Below are 23,034 nucleotides of genomic sequence, written 5' to 3' on the forward strand. Positions count from 1 at the left end.
GTCGTGATGGGCTCGGACTCCGACTGGCCGGTGATGCAGGCCGCCGCGGAGGTGCTCGACGAGTTCGGCGTCGGCTACGAGGCCGACGTGGTCTCCGCGCACCGGATGCCGCAGGACATGGTGGACTACGGCCGCTCGGCTGCCGAGCGCGGGCTGCGCGTGATCGTCGCGGGTGCCGGGGGAGCGGCGCACCTGCCGGGCATGCTCGCGTCCGTGACGCCGCTGCCGGTGATCGGCGTGCCGGTCCCGTTGGCCCACCTGGACGGCTTGGACTCGCTGCTGTCGATCGTCCAGATGCCGGCCGGGGTCCCGGTGGCGACCGTGTCCGTGGGCGGCGCCCGCAACGCCGGGCTGCTCGCGGTCCGCATCCTGGCCGCCGGTGACGGGGAGCACGCCGCGGAGCTGCGCGGGGCCATGGTGTCGTTCCAGACGGACCTGCGGGCCCAGGCCGTCGCCAAGGGCGAGCGCCTGCGGGCCAAGGCGTCCGGGGCCCAGGCGACCGGCTTCACCGCCGGCTGACCCGGGCAACGGGCCGCCGGGCACCGGCACCACCCGGGTGGGGCGGTCAGACGGTCCCTTCGGCGTCCTCGACCAGCTGTTCGCCGTGCCGGAAAGCGGCGGCGAGCGCGGCGACGACCGTGCCGACCAGCAGCGGCACCGGGCGCCACGCCAGGGCGGGCACGAGCATCCCCGACTCGTCCAGGCCGGTGCGGTTCAGCACGAGCGCCCCGGCCAGCTCCGGGAGGAGCGGTGCCGCCGTGCCGATCACCGCGATCACCGCTCCGGCCCCCAGCAGCCGACCCGCATTGCCCGGGATGAACGGGCGGCCGGCCGCCGTCGACCGCAGGACGGGCCGCAGCAGCAACGCCATCGCCAGCAGACCCGCCCCTCCGAGCATCCAGTCCCCGCGCGCCAGCGCCTGCTCCGTCCGGGTCGATCGCCAGGCGTGCAGGCTGAGGTAGCCGTCGACACTGCCGAGCCGGACCCCGCTGGCCTGCGCAGGAGCGAGCCAACCGTCCTGCACCGTCACGTCCGGGACCTGCACCGAGGCGGTGTCCGGGGCGCCGGCGGCGTTCGCCGGGGCGACCGCGACCGGGACGGTGATGCCCGCGGGCGCCTGGGTGATCCCCGCGACGTCGTAGGCGACACCCCACAGCGCCGTGAGGACGCCCAGGGCGACGAGCACGGCCGCCAACCTGCTCGACTCGGTGCTCCCCGCCGACATCTGCCCCCCTGACCTGACCCAGCGCACGCCGACACTAGTCCTCGCGTCCCCCGCGGGAGGGCGGTTCACGGGCGGCCGTGAGGTGAAGATGCGATTCACCCGCGTGCCGGGCCAGGGGCGGCGCGTTGAGCCGACGCGAAGAGACTGTGCAGAAGTCGGGACCTGTCGTGCGGCATCGGGACGCGTCTGCTTAAGGTCACAAAATGATAACGACGGCAGTCGCGACCGGCAGCGAGTGGACGGGCCGTGTGCCCCCGCCGTCCGCCGGGACGCCGTCCCGGCTCAGGGCGCTGGACGGGCTGCGCTTCCTCGCCGCGGCCGGGGTGCTGCTCTACCACTTCACGGCCCGTAGCCCGGAGTGGGGCTCGGGGGTCCGGTTCCCGGTGCTGGGCAACGTGGCGATCTACCTCTCCTTGGCGCCGGAGCTGTTCTTCGTGATCAGCGGCTTCGTCATCCTGTGGACGGCGTGGGACCGGCCCGTGGCGAACGTGATCGCCTCGCGGGTCGCCCGGATCTACCCGGCCTACTGGGCGGCACTCGCGCTGACCAGCCTGCTGCTGGGGACCTGGTGGACGTCCGTGCGTCAGCTCTCGGCGGGGCAGGTGGCGGTGAACGCGACGCTGCTGCAGTCCGTGTTCGGGGTCAGCCCCGTGGACGGGGTGTACTGGACGCTGTGGGCCGAGCTGCGGTTCTACCTGCTCGTGGTGGTCCTCGCGGCGGTCGGGCTGTCCCGGCGGCGTGTGCTGGCGTTCTCGACCGCCTGGCCGGTGCTCGCGGTGCTCGCCGAGCACACGTCAGCCGAGCCCTGGGCGACGTTGCTGATCGGCGGGTACGCGCCGTTCTTCGCCGCAGGCATGGCGCTGTTCCTGATCTGGCGCGACGGGCACAGCTGGTGGCCATGGGCGATCGTGGCCGGCAACGCCGCCCTGGGCGCCGCGACCGCGGGTGTGGGGCGCGCCACGATGCTGGCCCGGCTCACCCCGTTCCAGCCCAGCACCGCGCTGGTCTGCGCCGTCGCAGTCGCGTGCGTGGCCGCGGTGGCCGCGGTGACGCTGACGCCGGCGCGCCGATGGGACTGGCGCGGCCTGACCGCGGTCGGTGCGCTCACCTACCCGCTGTACCTGGTGCACCAGTACTGGGGCCGGTTCGTCATCCAGGCGCTGCACGACCACCTGCCCCGGTACGTCACGCTCGCCGTGGCCGCCGCCGTGAGCGTGCTGATCGCGCTCGCCGTGCACCGTGGGGTCGAGCGGGTGCTGCACCGTCCGGTGCGGCGGGCCGTCCAGCGTGGTCTCACCGCGATGGCCGACCGCCTGTCCCGCGCGGGCGCTCAGCCCAGGCCGCCGACGGACCCTGGCTCGAGCGTCCCGTCCGCCACGGCCTTCCAGAAGGCAGGTGTCTTGTCCGGGTCGAGCTCGACCGTCGACCCCACGCCGCCGGGCCGGTAGTCCGGGTTGGCGATCGGCGGGGTGCCCCGCACCCCGCCCGGCCCGGTCGCGGCCCGGAACGCCAGCGCGAGGCGCCCCAGGTCCACGATGGTGGAGCGCTGGTCGACCCGCAGCGCGCCGAGCCCGGCGTCGATCAGCGCGACCTGGCGCGCGGGTTGCAGCACCAGGGACTTCTGGCTGACCTTGCCCGACACCGCGGAGATCAGCTCCTGCTGGCGCCGTGCGCGCCCGATGTCGCCCTCGCGGTCGGCCTTGCGCATGCGGGCGAAGGCCACCGCCGTCGTCCCCTCGACCTTCCGGCACCCGGGGGCCTGCCAGACGAGCCCGGAGTCCGGGTCGTTGATCGGGAAGGTGACCTTGTCGACCTTCGGGTCGAAGCACAGGGTCACGCCGCCGACCGCGTCGACGATCTCCGCAACGCCGCCCAGCCCGACCTCCGCGTAGTGGTCGACGTGCAGGCCGGTCAGCTTCTCGACCGTCGTGACCAGCAGCGGTGCCCCGCCGTAGGCGTAGGCGGCGTTGAGCTTGGCCGGGCCGTGCCCGGGGATGTCGACGTAGGTGTCCCGGGGCAGGCTGATGAGGGAAGCCGGTCCGTGCGCGGGCGCTGTGAGCAGCATGATGGTGTCCGTGCGCGCCCCGAGCGTGCCGTCGTCCGGGATTCCGTCCGCGCCACCACGCGCGTCGGACCCCGCGAGCAGGTACGTGGTCGCGGACCCGGAGTCCGGGGTGCCGCTCAGGGCGTCGACGTGCTCGATCTTGCCGTTCGCCCAGATCAGCAGCCCCACGGGCCACGCGAGCAGGAGCACGAGCACCAGAGCCAGCGTCCAGGCCACCCGTCGGCCCCAGCGTCGCCGCGGGCGTTGGACGGCCGGCACCGCACCCTGAGGCCGGCGCGGTTCCGGCGCGGCGGGGCGGCCCGCGGGCCGTGTCGGTGCGTACGAGACCGGGCGGGTGGGCCGGGCGGCGGTCCCCGGCCGCGCGGAGCCCTGCTCGGGGCCGGGAGCAGGGCGGGCCGCCGGCTCGCGCGGGGTGACCCGGATGGGCGGAGTCGAGCCGTGGTCACGGCGGGGCGGGCTGCTCGGCGGGAAGCTGGGCGGGGGCGCGTCCGCCCCCCTGCGCTCGGGATCAGAGGGGCCGGATGGACGGGGCACGCTTGAGCCTATGCACGGATGGTCGCGGAGCCGTGGTGCGACGCGGCGTCAGCCGCAGACGCCGCCGTCCGTGGCCGAGGTGGTGTCGAGATTCGGGATCGGCGCGACGGTCGGTGTGGAGGTCTGGGTCGGCGCCGAGGTGCCGGTGCTGCCGGGTGCCGGGCTGCCCGCGTCGCCCGGCGTCGAGGAGCCGGCCGTGGGCGGTGTCGGGCTGGTCGACGGCGTGACCTCCGTCTCGGTGACCGGCTCGTCGTTGGCCATGCGGTCCCAGACCTTGTAGGACGCGGAGGTCCACACGACGCGGTTCGGGTCCGACGGTGCGGTGGCCACCGGGATGGTCATGAACACGATGTGATCGGTGTGCAGGTTCTTCAGGCTGAGAGCCAGGCCGGCCATGTCGGTGAGGTGGCTCAGGCCCGGGTCCACCGTGAGCGACTTGGTCGCCGCGTCCAGGAACTGCAGCAGCTCGCCCACGTTGGTGAGCAGGTTCTTGGACTTCAGCTCGCGCACCATGGCGGCGATCAGCGCCTGCTGGCGCGTGGTGCGCTGCAGGTCCGACCCGTTCATGTTCGTGCCCTTGCGGGCGCGGGCGTAGGCGAGCGCGGTGGGGCCGTCCAGGGTCTGGAAGCCGGCCTTGACGTTCAGGCCTGCGTCGGGCGAGTAGTAGTTCTTCGGGATGCAGATCGGCACACCACCGACCGCGTCGATCATCTGCTGGAAGCCCGCGAAGTCCACCACCACGAAGTGGTCGATCGTCAGACCGGTCGTGGCCTGGACCGTCTTGATCGTGCACCCGGCGGCGGATGCCATGTCCCCACCCATGTCCCAGCCGGTCGCGAAGGCGGAGTTGAACATCGCGTGCTTCTGCGGGTAGGACTTCTTGCCGTTCGTCATGGTGCACGACGGGATGTCGACCAGCGAGTCACGCGGGATCGACACGAGCTCGGCTCGGGTCCGGTCCGCGGACAGGTGCGCGACGATCGTGGTGTCCGAGCGCATGCCGGCCACGTAGCCGCCGATCTTGGCGTTCGCGCCGTCGCGCTCGTCGGAGCCCATGATCAGGATGTTGACGTCCTTGCCGGCCTGCGGGTCGGTCGGGTCCGGTGCGGCGGTCTGCGTCGCGTCCGGGCTGGCCGACGGGGTGCGGGCCGGCGCGGGGCCGGCGAGGGAGATGGCGTCGGCGACCGTGACGTTGCCCTCGAACCGGTTCAGTGCCGTGGCGACCCCGGCGCCGGTGAAGGCGAGCACGGCGACGATGACCAGCGCGGCGGTGTGCCGCACGCGGTGCGCGCGCAGCGACAGCGCGTGCCGCGGGGTGCGGGCGCGCCGGGACGAGGCATGGCGTCGGGTCACGTGATCGAGAATAGGTGGAAGACGTGGGACGACGGGCGGTGGAGCCGCGCCGTTCGCGTGGAGACCCTGTGCAGGATCGTGCGTCCCGACCGCCGACGGGGTGCGTTGCAACGGATAGGCCTTTGGGCCTAGCCCGGGTGAGTCGCGTTGACCCGTACGGGTGTCAGGCGCCACCGATACGGGGGACCGTATGTCGGAATCATCCCCTTTTCGAGGTCGTTCTGGGAGCGTTGCACCAGGGGCCCGCGATCGTGGGGCCGCGTCCGTGGCGAAGAGGTGTGGCGTGCGACGATCACGAGTGGCAACGGTCCTGGCGGCGGTGATGGTGATGGTGGCCCCGGTGGCCGGCGCGACACCGGCCGCGGCGGTGGTCGCCACGACCGTCGGCGGCACGCTTGCGGTCGACCCCGGCGCGGGGGTCGGTTCCGTCCTGGCCCACCTGGACTGCGGAGCCGTGCCGACCGCCCTGGTCGGTGCGCTGGGTGCGGACGGAGGGCCGTTCGAGTTCGACGTCACGACGTCCTCGACCGCCACCTGCCGACTGAACGTGATCGTGCTCGGCAACGGTGAGTGGTCCCTGGACGGGTGGTACGTGGACGAGGGGACGACCGGCCGGCTCGGTCTCGACTCCGAGGCGACCGTGATCACCGTGCACCCCGGCGACACCCTCAGCCTTCCGCCCATCACCGTCAGTCGTGCGGTGCTCACGGTGGACGTGGCCGACTCGGCGGGTCGCGACCTCGGTTCGTCGCTCGACCCTGCCTCAGCCGTCGTGCTCCGGGGGGCCGGTTCCCTCGATCCGACGGACGCGACGGGCAGCGGGGGAAGCCTGAGCCTGCTGCCGGGCTCGACCTACCTCGTGGACGCCAACCGGGCGCCTCGCGAGTCGCCCTACACCGGGCGGTACTACGCCGGTGATGGCGCGCTCGGCGCCGCGAGCGCGGCCGCTGCAACGACCGTGAGCCTGGCCGCCGGCGAGGCGCGCACGGTATCGGTCCGGCTGGATGGGTGCGCCACGGTCAGCGGCACCGTCGCCGGTGGAGCGGACCTGACGGACCGGACCGTCACCGTCGCGAATCCTTCCGATCCAGACCTGGTGACCCGCCTGGGGACGGTGGCCGCAGACGGCTCGTTCACGGTGCGGGGGCTCCTGCCAGGCGACTACTACGTCTGGGCATCGGCCGTCGCCAGTGCGACCTCGTCCCAGGTCACCGGCCCGTACTACCGCGGGGCGGATCCCGCGGCGGACGCTGCCCCGCTGCACCTGTCGGGCTGCACGGCGACGGCGGCCGGCCTGGTGCTCGAGCTCCCGGGCCTCAGCGGCGTCATCTCGCAGACCCCCGTGCGGGTGCGGGACGATCGTGCCGTGCCTCCCGACGCCCCTCGCTGCGTCCAGGTCGCGGGGACGGCGGGCGTCCCCGAGTCCGCGGCGGGGGCCGTGCTCAACGTCACGACCGACGGGCCCACCGGGCCTGGATACGTCGTGGTGTACCCGGACAGCTCGGGCACGGGGAACACCGCCCCGCCCCGAGGGTCCACCGTGAACTTCGAGGTCGGCGCGTCGGTTGCCAACGCGGCATTCGTCCGCCTACCCGACGACGGCAAGCTGTGCTATGCGACGCGCGGACCGAGCACGGTGCGGATCATCCTCGACGTCACCGGATACATGATGTCCGGCTCGGGGATCACGACGCAGGTCTCGCAGCGCCTGCTCGACACCCGCCTCGCGACACACGTAGGCCAACTCGCCGGCGCACTTGACCCCAGGCAGGTGTACACGGTGGACGTCGCGGGCCACGCCGGGGTCCCGAGCGACGCCACGGGTGTCCTGGTCAACGTGACAGTGGTCGGCGCGACTGCACTCGGGCACCTACGGGTCTTCCCGGGGGGTGCCGCGGTCCCCAACGCCTCGACGGTGAACTATGCCCCGGGGCAGACGAAGGCCAACGCCACCGTGGTCTCGTTGTCCGCCGCGGGCGCGATCTCGCTGTACTCGGTGACGTCCACCAGGGTCGACGTGATCCTGGACGTCGTGGGCTGGGTGTCCGCGGGGGGTGCATACGCGCCGATCACGCCGACCCGGGTGATCGACTCCCGCCCGGGCTCGGGCCGCACGAACCTGGAGGGCCCGCTCACGGGGCGCATCCCGTACCAGGTCGACCTCGGAGGTGCGGCCGGGATTCCTGCGGATGCGACCGCGGTGGTGCTCAACGTGACAGCGGTGCACCCGACGGCTCTCGGCAACCTCCGGGTCTACCCCTTGGCGTTCAACGGGGATGACACGCCCCCGTACGCGTCCTCAGTGAACTACATCCCGGGGCGGGACATCCCGAACCTCGTCGTGGTCGGCATGCAGCCGCACTCCACCGTGGTGTTCTACTCGGACACGTCCGGATCGGTGAACGTGATAGCGGACGTGGTCGGCTACCTCACGGCGCCGTGACCGTCAGCGACCGAGCTCGGCGTAGCGTGCCTCGGTGGCCTCCTTCTGCGGCCGCCACCACTCCTCGTGGGTGCGGTACCACTCGATCGTCGCCGCGAGGCCGTCGCGGAACGTCGTGTACCGCGGCCGCCAGCCCAGCTCGGTGCGGAGCTTGGTGGCGTCGATGGCGTAGCGCAGGTCGTGCCCCGGCCGGTCGCTGACCAGGTCGTAGGCGTCGGGTGCCTGCCCCATCAGCTCCAGGATGAGCTCGACCACGTCCTTGTTGTTCTGCTCGCCCTCGGCCCCGATCAGGTACGTCTCGCCGAGGCGACCGCGCTCGAGGATCGCCCAGACGGCCTGGTTGTGGTCCCACACGTGGATCCAGTCCCGCACGTTCTGCCCGGTGCCGTACAGCTTGGGCCGTACCCCGTCGAGGACGTTGGTGATCTGCCGCGGGATGAACTTCTCGACGTGCTGGTAGGGGCCGTAGTTGTTGGAGCAGTTGGAGATCGTGGCGCGCACCCCGAAGGACCTGCTCCAGGCCCGGACCAGGAGGTCGGAGGACGCCTTGGTCGACGAGTAGGGGCTCGAGGGGTTGTACGGCGTCTCGGGCGTGAACTTCGCCGGGTCGTCCAGCTCGAGGTCGCCGTAGACCTCGTCGGTCGAGATGTGGTGGTACCGGACGTCGTGCCGGCGGACCGCCTCGAGAAGCGTGAAGGTCCCCATGACGTTGGTGCGCAGGAAGGGCGAAGGGTCGTGCAGCGAGTTGTCGTTGTGCGACTCCGCGGCGAAGTGCACCACCGCGTCGGCGTCCGCGACCAGGGGGTCGACCACGTCGGCGTCCGCGACGTCGCCGGTGACGAAGGTGATCCGGTCGGCCACCGGTGCGAGCGAGGCGCGGTCTCCGGCGTAGGTCAGCGCGTCCAGGACCGTCACCTCCACGTCAGGACGGTCCACGACGGTCTGGTGGACGAAGTTGGCGCCGATGAATCCGGCACCTCCGGTGACGAGCAGGCGCACGGGGACCTCCGATCGGGATGGTGCGGCAAGCGTAGCGGCGCTCCCGGTTGTCAATCGTCGGGATGTTCGTGGGCAAACCGGACGGGCGTCCTTGACCCGGTGCCCGAGCATGCCGACACTCATAGAGGCCGCGTGTCACATCAGTAACACCAGCCACTCCCGTTACGTCCGGCGTCAGGGTTCGCATGAGTCTCCGCATCGTCGTCAGTGCAGCCCTGGCCGCTCTCGGCCTGGCCGTCCCGCTCGCCCTCAGTCATGCGGCCGCTCCCGCCCCGACGCTCCTCGAGGACCGCATCGTCGGAGGCCCCAGCCAGCTCGACGCCTTCGACGCGGCCGCGCGGACCGCTGCGGCCACGGACACCAGGACGCCGCCGGCCTCGGAGGCCGCCCAGGTCCGCACCCTGGACGTCGAGGTCGCCACCTCCCACGACGGCCTCGCCATGGCCCCGACGGCGCCCGGCAGCACGGGACGGCTCGTCGCGGACGCCGTCAGCGGCGGTCGGGTGCAGAGCGCCACCATGACGACGGGCGACTTCCAGACCCTTGGCCTGACCTGGCCCGACGGTGCCGACGTCGCGGGCCTGGACCCGCAGGTGCGCACCCGCAGCAAGGGCGGCACGTGGACGGACTGGACGGCCCTGCCCGCGTCCGACAACAGCCCCGACGCCGGCACCCCGGACGCCGAGCGCGCCAAGCGCGGTGGCACGGACTCGCTGTGGGTCGGGGACTCGGACGCGGTCCAGGTGTCGTTCGCCGCCGACCGGGCCGCGAAGGCCTCCGGTCTCGAGCTCGCCCTCGTGGACGTCCCGCCGATCCCCGCCGCAGCTGCCCAGAGCGTGGGCACGGCGTGGTCCGGTCAGGCGCAGATCGTCCCTGCCGTGGCAGGCCTGCCCACGCTCAGCCAACCGCGGATCATCTCCCGCGAGCAGTGGGGTGCGCGCCCCCAGGTGTGCCAACCGGCCGTCGCCGATGGCCTGGTCGGTGTCGTGGTGCACCACACCGCGGACTCCAACGACTACTCCACGGTCGCCGAGGCGATGCAGAAGATCCGTGGCGACCAGGCGTACCACATCGACGGTCGCGGCTGGTGCGACATCGGCTACAACTTCATCGTCGACAAGTGGGGCAACATCTACGAGGGCCGGGACAACTCCCTCACGGAGCCCGTCATCGGCGTGCACGCGGGAGGGTTCAACACGGGCACGGTCGGGATCTCGATGCTCGGCACCTACTCCGCGGCACCGCCCCAGGTCACCCAGGAGGCCGTCGCGACCCTGGTCGCCTGGCGCCTGCGGGAGTACCACCGGGACCCCACCGCGACGATGCGGTACTACACCTACTGGGGCGAGAACTCCCGGTTCGACCACCAGTGGGTGACGCTGCCGCGCGTGCTCGGCCACCGGGACGTCGCCTACACGGCGTGCCCCGGCCAGGGCGGGTACGAGGCCCTGCCCTGGATCCGCACCCGCGCCAAGCAGCTCATCGGGCCGTCGTTCATCGACCCGACCGCTCCCAAGACCGTCGCGTCCGGCCAACCCGTGACCCTCACCGCGTCGACCATCGGGGACCTCTCCTGGTCGCTGACCGTCCGTGACCCCCTGACCGGGTACACGTTCGCCACGAACTCGGGAGTGGCGCTGCAGTCCGACGGCGGGCTCTCCGTCACGTGGGACGGCACCAACGGCGCCGGGCTCCCTGTCGGTGCCGGGACGTACTCGATGTACGTCACGGGCACGGACCAGGCGACCGGGGCCAGGGTCGTGCCCATCGACCAGCGCGTCGTCGTGACCCGGACGGACAACCCACCGACGGTGGACCCGGTCCCGCTGGTGGGCGACCTCACGTTCCATGCGATCACGCCGGAGCGGGTGCTGGACACGCGTCCGTCCGCCCAGTCCCTGGGGCCGCGCTCGCGCGCCGACGTCAAGGTCGCCGGGGTCGGTGACGTCCCGGCGGACGCGAAGGCCGTGTCGGTCACCCTCACCGCGGTGGCGGCCTCGACCGCGACCTTCCTGACCGTGTGGCCGGCCGGTGCCGACCGACCCCTAGCCTCGATCCTCAACGCCGACGCGCACCACACCGTTCCCGCGAGCACCATCGTGGGAGTCGGCGGTCAGGGCATGATCAGCGTCTACAACGCCTCCGGCTCGGTGCACGTGGTCGTCGACGTGACCGGCTACTGGTCCGACGACGGCGCCGGCGACCTGTTCACGCCCCTGCCCACCGCGACGCGGCTGTACGACTCGCGCACCTCGGGCGGGCAGTTCGCGAGCGGGGAGACCCGGACCCTCACCGTGGCCGGCGTCGACGGCGTGCCCGCGGACGCGACGGCGGCGATGCTCAACGTGGTGTCCGTCGGCGCGAAGGACGACGGCTACGTCTCGGTGGTGCCGCACGGCAGCGACCCGACCCTGACCTCCACGGTCAACAACGTGCCGGGGGGAGACGCCGCCAACCGCTCCCTGGTCCCGCTGTCGGGCGGCCAGGCCGACGTCTACCTCCGCGGGGGCGCGGCGGACGTGGTCGTGGACGTCGTCGGCTGGGTCGGGCCGTCCGGCTCGTACCGCTTCACGCCGGTGCAGCCCGTGCGTGCCTTCGACACCCGGGACGCCAGCGCGCCGCTGACCGAGGGGGAGCAGCGGACCTTCCAGCTGCGCGACGCCGTCGGAGCGGCCGACGCGCAGCTCGCCCTGGTGAACCTCACGGCGACCCAGGAGACCGCGCCGGCGACCTATCTGACGGTGTGGCCCGGGGGCTCGGACCAGCCCGGGACCTCCGACCTGAACGCCAGCAGGGGCCGTGACCAGGCCAATGCCACGGTGGTCGGTTGGGACAGCGGCGGAGAGGTCACCGCATACAATGCACGAGGCTCGACCCATCTGATCGCGGACGTGTACGGCTTCTTCCGCTGACGGGTCGCCTTCCCGACATCCGTCGGGCGACCGCGACCGGAGACTGGGGAATGCCGACGTACGACACGACCGTCGATCCCGACGCGGCCAACACCAGCCACGCCCTGATGCTGGACCTCGTGGGCGGTGGCTCCCGGGTGCTCGACGTCGGCTGCGCGACGGGCTACCTCGCCCAGGCGCTCGCTGCCCGCGGGTGCACGGTGAGCGGTGTCGAGATGGATCCCGCCGCCGCGGAGATCGCCAGGCCGCTGCTCGACCGCCTGGTGGTGGGCAACCTCGCGGAGCTCGACCTCGTCGCCGAGCTCGGGGCGGGTCAGTTCGACGTCGTCGTGCTCGGTGACGTCCTGGAGCACCTCGAGCAGCCGGAGGCCGTGCTGCGCTCGATGGTCCCCCTGCTGGCACCCGGCGGCTCGTTCGTGATCTCCACGCCGAACGTCGCGCACGGCTCGCTGCGGCTCGGCCTGCTGCTCGGCCGCTGGGAGTACACCGACCGCGGCCTCCTGGACCGCACCCACCTGCGGTTCTTCACGCGTGCCTCGCTGCGCGCGCTGCTGCGGACCGCGGGCCTGGTGCCCACGGAGCTGCGCCGCACCGTCGTCGACCCGCTCGGGGGCGAGGTGCGGATCGATCCCGCCACCCTGCCCGCCGGGCTGATCGACTGGGTCCGCGCGCAGCCCGATGCGGACACCTATCAGTTCGTGTGGCGCGCCGTGCCGGACACCGACGCGGCGGTCGCCCAGCTGGCGCGCGAGCGTGACGAGCTGACCGACCGGCTCGGAGCCCTCGGCGCCGAGCTCGCGTCCGCGCGGCGCGAGCGGGACGACGCCCGCGGTTCCCTGGACGAGCTGCAGCGGACCCGGGTGATGCGCTGGAGCGCCCTGCCGCGCGGTGCCTACCGCCGCGTGCGGACCGCGATGGGGCGCGGCCGATGAGCCTGGTCAGCGACACGTTCCGGTCGCGCGAGCTGCTCGCCAACCTCACCCGGCGGGAGATCAGCGGCAAGTACAAGCGCACCGCGCTGGGGCAGCTCTGGTCGCTGGTGAACCCGCTCGCCCAGATGGTGATCTTCTGGGCGGTCTTCTCCTTCGTGATCCGGATCAAGCCGGCGCCCGGTGACCCGAGCGGGCTGGACATCTTCGCGGTGTGGCTGCTGTGCGGGCTGCTGCCGTGGGCGTTCTTCGCCAACGTCGTGAACAACGGCATGGCGTCGCTCGTCAGCAACGAGAACCTGATCAAGAAGGTCTGGTTCCCCCGGCTCGTGCTGCCGGTCTCCTCGACCCTCGCGGTCGTGGTGAGCTGGGCGATCGAGATGGCCGTGCTGACCGTCGTCCTGGTCGTGGTCGGGGGGCGCCCGCTGGTCTGGCTCCCGCTCGTGGTGGTCGCCATGGCCCTGCTGGCGTTGTTCTCCCTCGGTGTGGGGCTGATGTTCGCCGTGCTCAACGTCTACTTCCGCGACACCCAGCACTTCATCGGCATCCTCATGCAGGCGTGGTTCTACGCGACCCCGGTCATCTACCCCGTGAGCTACGTCGCCAAGGTCTCCGGCGAGACCGGGGCGCTGTTCGGCTCCGTCACGCTGTACGACCTGTACCGCCTCAACCCGATGGAGCGATTCCTCGAGGTGTTCCGGACGCTGCTGTACGACAACCGCTGGCCGCCGCTCGACTCGACGCTCGCGGCGTTCGGCTGGGCGGCGGCCGCGCTCGCCCTCGGCCTGTGGGTCTTCTCGCGGCACCAGCGCAGGCTCGCGGAGGTGCTGTGAACGCGGCGGTCAGCGTGGAGGGGGTCTCCAAGCGGTTCCGGGTCTACCACGAGCGGAACCAGACCCTGAAGTCGGCCATCATGCGTCGCCGGCGCGCCGTGTACGAGGACTTCTGGGCGCTCCGGGACGTGTCCTTCGAGATCCCGGCCGGGCGCACCTTCGCCCTGGTGGGGGACAACGGGTCGGGCAAGTCGACGCTGCTCAAGACGCTCGCCCAGATCCTGTACCCGGACGAGGGGACCGTGCGGGTCAACGGCCGCGTGGCGGCCCTGCTCGAGGTCGGCTCCGGGTTCCACCCCGAGCTCTCCGGCCGCGAGAACGTGTACCTCAACGGGTCCATCCTCGGGATGACCCGCACCGAGATCGAGCGCAAGTTCGACGACATCGTCGGGTTCTCCGGGGTCGAGGACTTCATCGACCAGCCGGTGAAGAACTACTCGTCCGGCATGTACGTGCGGCTGGGGTTCTCGGTGGCGATCAACGTGGACCCGGAGATCCTGCTCGTCGACGAGGTGCTCGCGGTGGGCGACGCCGCGTTCCAGGACAAGTGCGCGGAGAAGTTCGCCGACTTCCGTCGCGAGGGCCGTACCGTCGTCGTGGTCAGCCACTCCATGCCCTCGTTGCGGGCGATGGCCGACCAGGTGGCCTGGCTCGACCACGGCTCGCTGGTCAGGACCGGGGACGCCGGCACGGTGCTGGAGGAGTACCTGGACTCCACGCGGCAGGGTGTCCGGGTCGACGAGTCCGGCCGGGTCCGTTGGGGGAGCGGTGAGGCGCGCATCGACCGCGTCGACGTGGTCTCGGGCGGCCGCACGACGGACGTCGTCCGGTCGCTGGCCCCGGTGACGCTGCGGGTGCACTACACCGCCGACGAGGCGATCCCCAACCCCGTCTTCGGCCTGGCGATCGAGAGCCACGACGGCGTCTACCTGTGGGCGAACAACACCCGTGACCAGGGGTGGCACACGCCGAGGATCGCCGGGTCGGGCGTCCTGGAGTGCCAGGTGCCCGCACTCGCGCTGCAGCCGGGGGGGTTCAGCGTGCTGGCCTCGGTGGTGGACGAGACCACCACGCACGTCTACGACTACCTGCGCGACGCGGCACGGTTCCAGGTCACGCACGGTGACCTGCACGAGTCCGGGGGGTTCGTCGCCCTGGACGGCCGGTGGTCCGCGCCCGGCGAGGGGGCGTCGTGAGACGACGGGTCCTCGTGGTCACCCTCGACACGATCGGTGACCGGATGGCCGGGCCGGCGATCCGTGCCTGGGAGATCGCCCAGGCTCTCGCGGCCGAGCACGACGTGCGCCTCGTCACCTTCGGTGCCTGCACGCGCAGCGACGGCCGGGTCTCGCTGGGCCAGGTCACCGTCGACGGGTTCCGGGCCGAGGTGGAGCGGGTCGACGTCGTCGTGGTGCAGGGCTTCGTCTTCGCGACGTTCCCCTGGTTGCAGACGTGCGAGCAGGTGCTCGTGGTGGACCTGTACGACCCGTTCCAGATCGAGACCCTCGAGGTGGACCGGTTCAAGCCCCGCGCCGAGCGCCAGCATGCGCTGCGCACCGCGCTGGCCGAGCTCGCCGCCCAGCTGCGCCGCGGCGACCTGTTCCTGTGCGCCTCGGCGCGCCAGCGCGACCTGTGGATCGGGCACCTGACGGCCGCGGGACGCGTGAACCCCGACACGTATGACGCAGACCCGAACCTGTCCCGGTTGCTCACCGTGGTGCCGTTCGGCATGCCCGCGGAGCCGCCGCGGCAGGCCACCCGGGCGATCAAGGGAGCGGTCGACGGGATCGGGCCGGACGACGTCGTGCTGCTGTGGGGCGGCGGGGTCTACAACTGGTTCGACCCGATCACGTTGGTCCGCGCGGTCGACCGGCTGCGCCACGAGATCCCCACCCTGCGGCTGTACTTCCTGGGGATGCGGCACCCGAACCCCGACGTGCCCGAGATGGCGGTCGCGGCCAGGACCCGGCGGCTCGCCGAGGAGCTGCACCTCGTGGGCAGCCACGTGTTCTTCAACGAGGAGTGGGTGCCCTACGAGCGCCGGGCGGACTTCCTCCTGGACGCGGACATCGGTGTGAGCTGCCACTTCGACCACGTCGAGACGGAGTTCTCGTTCCGGACCCGGATCCTGGACTACCTGTGGGCCGGCCTGCCGATCGTCAGCACGCGGGGTGACTCCTTCGCGGCGATGGTCGAGCGCGAGGGCCTCGGACGCACCGTCCCCGCCGCCGACGTCGAGGCGCTCGTCGACGCCCTGCGGGACCTGATCACGCGGCCCGACGAGCTCGCCTCGGCCCGAGCCGCCGTGCGGCGCGTGGCGCCGAGCCTGACCTGGCCCGAGGTCCTCGCGCCGGTGCTCGAGTTCTGCCGGGAGCCGCGCCGGGCCGCCGACGCGGAGCACCTGCCCCCGATCGCCACTCCGGAACGCCCGTCGCTGGCCGGTCGGGTGATCTCCGACGTGCGCGCCGTCGGCCACCACCTGCGCGCCGGCGGACCGCGCCAGCTGCTCGCGAAGGTCCGCTGGCGGCTGGCGAGCAACGCGTCGCGTCGTCGCGGCTAGCGGACCGAGCGGAGCTGGACGAACGGGTCGCGGTACGCCTCGGCGCGCCAGTGCGCGACCATGAAGTCCCGCTCGGCCTGCTCGACTCGTGCCGTGCGTGACGCCGACTCGTAGTGGAACAACCGCACGGACGGCGCGACGACCACGCGCCGTCCCGCGGCCCGCACCTTGAAGCAGAAGTCGACGTCGTTGTAGTTCAGTGGCAGGGCGGTGCACAGGCCGCCCACGTCGACGAACAGCCGGCGCGAGGTCAGCAGGCACGCGCCCGTCACGGCGGGGTAGTCCAGGTCCAGGCTGCCCATCCCGAAGTGGCCGGTGCCGTCCGTCTCGAACATGAACGGGTGCGAGGGTTCCCACACGTCGTTGTGCATGACCCCCAGGTGCTGGACCCGGCCGTCCGCGAAGACGAGCTTGGCGCCGACCACGCCGACGCTCGGATCGGCCTCGACCGCGACCATCTGCCGCAACCAGCTCGGGTCGTCGGCCTCGGTGTCGTCGTTGAGCAGCAGCACGAGCTCGCCGGAGGCGACCCGGACGCCCTCGTTGATCGAGCGGGAGAAGTTGAAGTCCCCGGCCACGTGGGTGACCGTGAGGCGGTCGCCCGCCTCGGCACGGACCTCGTCGACCACCTCGGGAGGGGTCCCTTCGCTGGTGACCAGCACGACGTCCCAGGACGGGTAGTCGGTCGTCGCGACGAGCGAGCGAACGCACCGGGTCACGAGGCGGACCCGCTCACCGCGGACCTCGCGCGACGTCCCGGCCGTGGGGATCACCACGCTCACCGTCGGGGGCTCGGGCACGGCGCGCCGCACCCGGACCCCGCCCGGCGGCTCCGCGGCCTCGACCCGCGCGTCGACGCCCGTGCGGCGCAGGTGGCGCTCGACCGCAGCGATGCACGCCGTCGGGTCGGGCTGGGGCGCGTGCGGTCGCGACACGCCGACGAGCGGCAGGTGCTCGACCGTCGCGCCCCGCTCGATGACCCGCAGCTGGGCGTCGCGCTCCTCGACCCCTTCGGTGCCGGACAGGAAGCCCCCGGCGTCCTGCAGCAGCTCACGCCGCACCAGGCACAGCCGTCCGAGGTAGCCCAGGGCCACGTGGTACGCGGGGTTCCAGTCGGGCTTGGTGAAGATCCCCGAGGCTCCCTCGCCCGGCCACTGCTCATCGGTGTAGAGCACGTCCACGTCGGGGTGCCGGGTGAGGTACGTCACCGCCGCCTCGAGCACGCCCGGCTCGACCAGGTCACCCGGCTCGAGGACGCCGACGTAGCGACCCGAGGCCCGGGCGAGGGCGGCGGCCAGCTCGTCCGCGGTGCTCGCGTCCGGCGTCCGGGGTCCGAGCACCTCGACCTGCCGGGCCGATGCGCGCACGGTGCTGAGCGTGGTCGTGACGTCCTGCGCGCGGCCCGGGCCCAGCAGCAGAGAGATGACGGGATGCGTCATCGGCGCCGCATCCGGCGCGCGAGCGCCCGGGCGCTGCGGACCGGGTGGCGCGCCGCGCGCAGCACGCGGCGCGCGTGGACGGTGAGGGTGCCCGGTGGCGTCGGTTCGGGCGCCTGCTGCCGGCGGTCGCGCTCGCGGAGCGCGACGGTCAGGTCGCGCACCATCTCGTCGCGCACCCGCACCGCCTCCCGCTGCACGTGCAGCTCGGCCATGAGCATGTCCAGGCGCCGCTCCAAGGCTTCGTTCTCGGCACGCACCGCATCGGCGTCGGCGAGGGCGTGGACCTCGCGGTCTCGTGCGGCGAGGGCCTCGTGCCAGGCCTCACGCGTCATCGGGTCCACCGCCATGGCGGACAGGTTAGTGGGCAGTGTGTGTTCTCCGGTAGGACGCCGTGAACGTTCCGGGTGCGCCGCGACCCCCGATCTAGAGTTGGGCGGTGCGCGTCGTTCAGGTGTCGGCTCACTACCCCCCCAACTTCGTCAGCGGGGGGACGCTGGTCCCTCAGCGGATCGCCCGACACCTGGCGGCGCAGGGCCACGAGTCCCTCGTCTACGCCGGTCACCTGGACGAGTCACGCGCACCGCTGGACACCTGGGAGGACGTCGACGAGCAGGGGGTCCGGGTCCGCTGGGTCGTCACGACTCCGTGGACGGCGTGGTCGGACCCGCTCAACACGCTGAACCCGGCGGTCGAGGCTGATGCGGAGCGATGGTTCGCCGAGGTCCGCCCCGACGTGGTCCACGTCCACGCGTTGCAGACGCTCGGCGGTGGCGTCCTGCGTGCGGCCAAGCGGTCCGGGGCGGCCGTGGTGGTGACGATGCACGACTTCTGGTGGACGTGCGCCCGGCAGTTCCTCATGCCCGCGGTCGGTCCCGAGTGCAGCCTCGTCGTCTCGTGCGGCTCGTGCCCGTGCGCCGTGGACCACGCCTGGCTCGAGCGGCGCAACAGCGAGCTGCAGGCGTACCTCGAGCACGCGGACCTCGTCCTCGCACCGTCGGAGTCGGCCGCACGCGTGCTGGCCGCGAACGGGGTGGCGGCCGACCGCATCGAGGTCGACGAGAACGGTGTGCAGGGCGTGTCCGGACCGGCGGCCCCGCGGGGGCCCCGGACCGGGCCGGTCCGCTTCCTGTACGCCGGTGGGGACGACCCGATGAAGGGCGTCGAGACGCTGCTGGCCGCGGTTCCGGGACTCCCCGACGACGCCGCGTGGACGCTGGACCTCTACGGCGTCGCGGGGCGGACCGGGCTGCCGTCCGGCGTCCGGGCGCACCCGCCGTTCGGCCGCGACGAGCTGGGTGCCGTGCTCGCCGACCACGACGTGCTGGTCCTGCCGTCGCGGCTGCGGGAGTCGCACTCGATCCTGACCCGCGAGGCCCTGCAGGCCGGCCTGGCGGTGGTCTGCACCGAGTCGCTGGGCCCGGAGGAGGTCGTCGAGCACGGCGTCACCGGGATGGTGGTCCCGATCGACGGCGCTGCCGAGCTGGCCGAGGCGATGGGTGTGCTCGCGCGCGACCCGGCGCTCGTCCACCGGATGGGCGAGGCCGGACGCCGCGTGCGGCTGCGGGACTGGCAGGACCAGCTCGACGGTCTCGAGCGCCGCTACCAGGAGCTCGCGGACGCCGGCGGCCGCTCGCAGACGGTCCTGCACGCGGCGGAGCTCGCCCTGCTGCACGACGTGGTCGTCATCACCGGCATCAACGGTGCGCCGCTGCGCTACCGGGGTCAGCTGCCGGCGGAGGCGCTCGCGCTGCACGGGCACCACGTCGAGGTACGGCACTACCGCGACCCCGAGCTCCCGGACCTGCTGGACAGCGCTGACGCGGTCGTGCTGTACCGGGTGCCCGCGACCCACCAGGTCCTGGACCTGATCGCCGCGGTCCGCCGACGCGAGCGGACGGTCCCGGTGCTGTTCGACGTCGACGACCTGATCTTCGACCCGCAGATGGGTCAGGTCGAGGGGCTGGGCAGGCTGAGCCGCGCCGAGCAGGACCTCTGGTGGCGGGGCGTGGCCCGGTACCGCACCACGATGGAGCAGTGCGACGCCTACGTGGGCAGCACCGCCTTGCTGTGCGAGCGCGCCACCGCGCTCACCGGCATGCCCGCGTTCCGGTTCGCGAACGGGGTCGGCACCGCGCTCGCGCGCGTCAGCGATGCCGAGGTGGACCGGCCCCGGGCCGACGGCCCCCTGCGGATCGGGTACTTCTCCGGGACCAAGACCCACGACGCGGACTGGGCGAGCATCGAGCCGGCCGTCGCCCAGGTGCTGCGGGAGCGCCCGGAGGTCGAGCTGTGGCTCGGCGGCCTGGTGACGCCTGGTCCGCTGCTCGACGACCTGGCGGACCGGGTGCGGCGGCTCCCGATGGTGCCGTGGCACACGTTGCCCGCCTACCTGCGGGACGTGGACGTGAACCTCGCGCCGCTGGTCCTGGGGACACCGTTCAACGAGGCGAAGTCCGCGATCAAGTGGCTCGAGGCGGCGCTCGTGCAGACCCCGACGGTCGCCTCGCCCACCCAGCCGTTCCTCGAGGCGATCACCGAGGGGCGGACGGGCCTGCTGGCGACCGACCACGACGACTGGGTCCGGGCCATCGGTCGGCTGCTCGACGACGACCTGCTGCGTCGCCGGGTCGGGGTGCTGGCCGAGCGCGAGGCCCTGCTGCGGTGGGGCCCGCACCTCCAGGGGCTCGCCTACCAGCGCATCCTGGTCGAGGTCGCCCGGATCCGGCGCGCGGACGGCCCACGCGTGACGTCGTGGGAGCCCGTGCTCGACGACGAGCCGCTCAGCGCCGCCGACGCCTGGGTGGAACCCCTCGTGGTCCCCCGGGTCCGGCAGTCCGACGGCCGGTTGCGGCAACGCTGGCGTGCGGTGCGCCGGGTGTACGCGGCCGGGGGCCCTCGCGAGGTGACGCGGCGCGTCGCTGCACGGCTCCGGGCCTGACGGGCTCCGGAACAGGACATCTCGGGACACCGCGACGGGGCGTCTTGGAGTGCCGCGGGTCGGCGCTTACGCTGGCATGACACCCGTCGAGCGAGGACCAGGATGACCCGAATCCGCACCGTGCTGTCGTCGCTGACCGCACTCGCACTGGCCGCCGTCGGCCTGCTCGTGCCCACGGCCGCCGTGGCGGCCGACCCGGAGGTGTACCCGGTGCCGGCCACCGGGGCGTGGCTGGTGCACGGGCACGGCTGGGGGCACGGGCGCGGCATGTCCCAGTGGGGGGCGCAGGGCGCCGCCGTGCAGGGCGTGCCGGCCGACCAGATCCTCGACTTCTACTACCCGAAGACCGCCACCGCCGACGTCGGCGACCCGACGCTGCGGGTCGGGCTGGCGGCGTACTCGCCGACGCTCTCGGTGACGCTGTGGAACCCCCCGGGCCAGACCGTCGTCACGTTCGTGGGCGTGGAGGAGGGTGACACGGCCGAGACGGCCTGGACCCTGATGGCGCGGCGCTACACGGTGTCGGTCTCCGGCCAGACCGTGACGATCCAGCCGCGCGACACGATCGGCGGCCCGGACCTCAGCCCCATGACGTACACGGGCCCGGTGACGATGTCCACGGGCGACGGCGTGGTGGTCGCACCCGAGCCGACCAGCACCACCGGCACCTGGTACCGCGGGCGCATCGAGGTGCGGCCCGCGACCACCGGCTTCAACGTGACCAACGTGGTGCCGATGGAGGAGTACCTGCGTGGGGTGGTGCCGCGTGAGTCGCCCGCGTACTGGAAGCCCGCGGCGCTCCAGGCGCAGGCCGTCGCCGCCCGCTCGTATGCGCTGTACAAGAAGGAGCACGCCTCGGGGGCGGTCGACCTGTGCGACACGACGGCGTGCCAGGTCTACGGCGGTCGGGCGACCGCGACCTGGAACGGGTCGGCGTCCGACGGCACCGCGACCGCCAAGGAGTCGGTCTCGACCGACCTGGCGATCGAGGCGACCGCGGGACAGGTCCGGACCTACGGCGGCCACACGGCCCTGACGGAGTTCTCGTCGTCGAACGGTGGCTGGACGCGGGCCGGGGGGGTGCCGTATCAGGTGGCGAAGGCCGACCCCTGGACGGGCAGCGCGCCCGGCGACCCGGTGTCGAGCTGGACCACGGCGCTCAGCGTGGAGCGCGTGCAGCGGTCCTGTCCGTCCGGCGGTGACCTGCGCCAGATCGTCGTGCTGTCCCGGGACGGCAACGGGGACTACGGCGGCCGCGTCACGTCGGTGCGGCTCGACTGCACGACCGGCTCCACGACGATCTCCAACCCGGCGTTCGGGATGCGGTCCTCCTGGTGGCAGATCGACACCACACCCCCCGCGCTCGACGGCTTCCAGGCCTCGGCGACGTCGATCGCCAGCGCGGGGTCCGTGACGGTCTCCGCCGTGCCCAACCTCAGCATGGACTACCAGCTGCGGGTCACCGACGAGCGCACCGGGCGGGTGGCGGCGACGGCGACGGCCGAGGCGGTCGCGGGGCAGCGGTTCTCCGTGACGTGGAACGGCCGCACCGACGGCGGGACCGCCGTGGGGGCGGGCCCGTACCGCGTCGCGCTGCGCGGCGTCGACCAGGCCGGACGGGTCTCCGCCTGGGTGTCCGCGCTGGTCCAGGTGGGTACGGCGCCCAACCCCGCCCCGGTCGCGGCGGTGCCGCTGGTGGGTGACGGCGGGTACGTCGCCGTCGCGCCCGTCCGCCTGCTGGACACCCGCGAGACCTTCACCTCGATGGGCGCCCGGCAACGGCAGGACCTCCAGGTCACCGGCGTGGCCGGCCTGCCGACCTCCGGGGTGACCGCGGTCGTGCTGAACGTGACGGCCGTGAACGCCTCGCAGGAGACGCACCTGCGTGCGTGGCCCGCGGGGTCCCCGATGCCCCCGACGTCGATCCTCAACGTCGGGCCCGGCAGGACGCAGGCCAGCATGGCCGTGGTCGCCGTGGGCGGGCAGGGCAAGATCAGCCTGTACAACGCGGCGGGCGTGACCCACGTGATCGTCGACGTCGTCGGGTACTTCAGCACGGCGCTGGGCTCGGCGGCCGGCTACCACGCGGTCGACCCGCTGCGCGCGTACGACTCCCGCGCGAGCGGCCAGTCGCCGCTCGCGCCCGGAACCCCGAGGGCGGTCGACGTCGCGGGCAAGCTCGGCATCGCCCCGACGCAGATCGGTGCCGTCCTGGTGAACCTCACGACCGTGGCGCCCCGTGGCCAGGGGTACGTCGTGGCCTACGGGGGGTCGGCCGTCCCGTCCGTCTCGACGGTGAACCTGCGGCCCGGGGTGGACGTCGCCAACCGCGCGGTCGTGCCGGTGGTCGACGGCCGCATCATGCTGGCGTCGCGGGGCTCGTCCACCGACGTCGCGGTCGACGTGGTCGGGTGGTTCGGCACCGCGGGCAGCGGCGACGGCTCGCTGTACACGCCGGTGCAGCCCGTCCGTCTGCTCGACACGCGCACGTCCTCGGCGCTGCCGCCGCACGGCACCGTCTCGGTCCGGGCGGGCTCGGCGGCACCGGCGGCGGCGTCGGCCCTGAGTGGTTCGGTCACCGTGGTGTCCACCACGGCGACCAGCACGCACCTGCGGACCTGGCCGAGCGGAACGCCGATGACGGCGGCGTCGGACGTCAACGCGGTGCGCGGTACCACGCAGAGCAACGCCGTGGTCGTCCCGCTGTCCAGCGGCAGCTCTCCGGCCGTGTCGATCTACAACGCCGCCGGCAGCACCCAGGTGCTGCTGGACATGACGGGGTACTTCGCGCCGCGGAGCTGAGG

The 23,034-nt window shown here is 72.9% G+C and carries 16 protein-coding genes; 10 read left to right on the plus strand and 6 right to left on the minus strand.

Annotated features, from left to right (window positions below; all coding sequences use genetic code 11):
- The first annotated feature begins 6 nt into the window (after positions 1–6).
- A complete protein-coding gene (gene purE, locus Q6348_RS15190) occupies positions 7–519 on the plus strand; it encodes a 5-(carboxyamino)imidazole ribonucleotide mutase (protein WP_304602339.1) in 513 nt (170 codons plus the stop codon).
- Between the two features lie 46 nt (positions 520–565).
- Here purE and Q6348_RS15195 read toward each other — a convergent pair whose 3' ends face one another.
- Positions 566–1,225 carry a hypothetical protein gene (locus Q6348_RS15195; protein ID WP_304602235.1) on the minus strand — a complete coding sequence of 220 codons (660 nt, stop codon included), beginning with the start codon at positions 1,223–1,225 and terminating at the stop codon, positions 566–568.
- A 203-nt stretch (positions 1,226–1,428) separates the two neighbouring features.
- On the opposite strand from Q6348_RS15195, the gene Q6348_RS15200 reads away from it, so the two are divergent.
- Entirely contained in the window at positions 1,429–2,673 is a 1,245-nt protein-coding gene (locus Q6348_RS15200) for an acyltransferase family protein (protein ID WP_304602236.1), read from the plus strand.
- On the opposite strand, the gene Q6348_RS15205 is transcribed toward Q6348_RS15200, so the two are convergent.
- Positions 2,556–3,506, minus strand: a complete 951-nt coding sequence (locus Q6348_RS15205; protein ID WP_304602237.1) for an LCP family protein — start codon at positions 3,504–3,506, stop codon at positions 2,556–2,558. The two genes, Q6348_RS15200 and Q6348_RS15205, sit on opposite strands and share 118 nt — an antisense overlap.
- Positions 3,507–3,872: 366 nt before the next feature.
- On the minus strand, positions 3,873–5,177 hold the full coding sequence (locus Q6348_RS15210; protein WP_304602238.1) for an LCP family protein: 1,305 nt from the start codon (positions 5,175–5,177) through the stop codon (positions 3,873–3,875).
- A gap of 283 nt (positions 5,178–5,460) precedes the next feature.
- Between Q6348_RS15210 and Q6348_RS15215 the strand changes: the two genes are divergently transcribed.
- Positions 5,461–7,620, plus strand: coding sequence for a hypothetical protein (locus Q6348_RS15215; protein WP_304602239.1), 2,160 nt, complete (start codon positions 5,461–5,463; stop codon positions 7,618–7,620).
- Between the two features lie 3 nt (positions 7,621–7,623).
- Here Q6348_RS15215 and rfbB read toward each other — a convergent pair whose 3' ends face one another.
- Entirely contained in the window at positions 7,624–8,619 is a 996-nt protein-coding gene (gene rfbB, locus Q6348_RS15220) for a dTDP-glucose 4,6-dehydratase (protein ID WP_304602240.1), read from the minus strand.
- A gap of 185 nt (positions 8,620–8,804) precedes the next feature.
- Here rfbB and Q6348_RS15225 point away from each other — a divergent pair, with 185 nt between their 5' ends.
- The 5 genes from Q6348_RS15225 to Q6348_RS15245 are packed head-to-tail and all read left to right on the plus strand — an operon-like array spanning position 8,805 to position 15,853.
- Positions 8,805–11,531 carry an N-acetylmuramoyl-L-alanine amidase gene (locus Q6348_RS15225; protein WP_304602241.1) on the plus strand — a complete coding sequence of 909 codons (2,727 nt, stop codon included), beginning with the start codon at positions 8,805–8,807 and terminating at the stop codon, positions 11,529–11,531.
- A gap of 50 nt (positions 11,532–11,581) precedes the next feature.
- Entirely contained in the window at positions 11,582–12,463 is an 882-nt protein-coding gene (locus tag Q6348_RS15230) for a class I SAM-dependent methyltransferase (protein WP_304602242.1), read from the plus strand.
- Positions 12,460–13,293 carry an ABC transporter permease gene (locus tag Q6348_RS15235; RefSeq protein WP_304602243.1) on the plus strand — a complete coding sequence of 278 codons (834 nt, stop codon included), beginning with the start codon at positions 12,460–12,462 and terminating at the stop codon, positions 13,291–13,293. The genes Q6348_RS15230 and Q6348_RS15235 overlap by 4 nt, the downstream gene beginning before the upstream one ends.
- Entirely contained in the window at positions 13,290–14,489 is a 1,200-nt protein-coding gene (locus Q6348_RS15240; RefSeq protein WP_304602244.1) for an ABC transporter ATP-binding protein, read from the plus strand. Before Q6348_RS15235 ends, Q6348_RS15240 begins: the two co-directional genes overlap by 4 nt.
- A complete protein-coding gene (locus Q6348_RS15245; protein WP_304602245.1) occupies positions 14,486–15,853 on the plus strand; it encodes a glycosyltransferase family 4 protein in 1,368 nt (455 codons plus the stop codon). Before Q6348_RS15240 ends, Q6348_RS15245 begins: the two co-directional genes overlap by 4 nt.
- Here Q6348_RS15245 and Q6348_RS15250 read toward each other — a convergent pair.
- Complete coding sequence (locus Q6348_RS15250; protein ID WP_304602246.1) at positions 15,850–17,292, minus strand: glycosyltransferase family 2 protein; 1,443 nt, start codon at positions 17,290–17,292, stop codon at positions 15,850–15,852. The genes Q6348_RS15245 and Q6348_RS15250 overlap by 4 nt on opposite strands.
- Positions 17,289–17,639, minus strand: a complete 351-nt coding sequence (locus Q6348_RS15255; protein ID WP_304602247.1) for a hypothetical protein — start codon at positions 17,637–17,639, stop codon at positions 17,289–17,291. Before Q6348_RS15255 ends, Q6348_RS15250 begins: the two co-directional genes overlap by 4 nt.
- Positions 17,640–17,728: 89 nt before the next feature.
- Between Q6348_RS15255 and Q6348_RS15260 the strand changes: the two genes are divergently transcribed.
- The gene (locus Q6348_RS15260) at positions 17,729–20,230 is read left to right on the plus strand and encodes a glycosyltransferase (RefSeq protein WP_304602248.1); all 2,502 of its coding nucleotides are present in this window, start codon (positions 17,729–17,731) and stop codon (positions 20,228–20,230) included.
- Positions 20,231–20,332: 102 nt separating this feature from the next.
- Positions 20,333–23,032, plus strand: coding sequence for a SpoIID/LytB domain-containing protein (locus tag Q6348_RS15265; RefSeq protein WP_304602249.1), 2,700 nt, complete (start codon positions 20,333–20,335; stop codon positions 23,030–23,032).
- Positions 23,033–23,034: the final 2 nt, after the last annotated feature.

This window comes from Actinotalea lenta (genome assembly GCF_030586465.1).
GTDB classification, from domain to species: domain Bacteria; phylum Actinomycetota; class Actinomycetes; order Actinomycetales; family Cellulomonadaceae; genus Actinotalea; species Actinotalea lenta.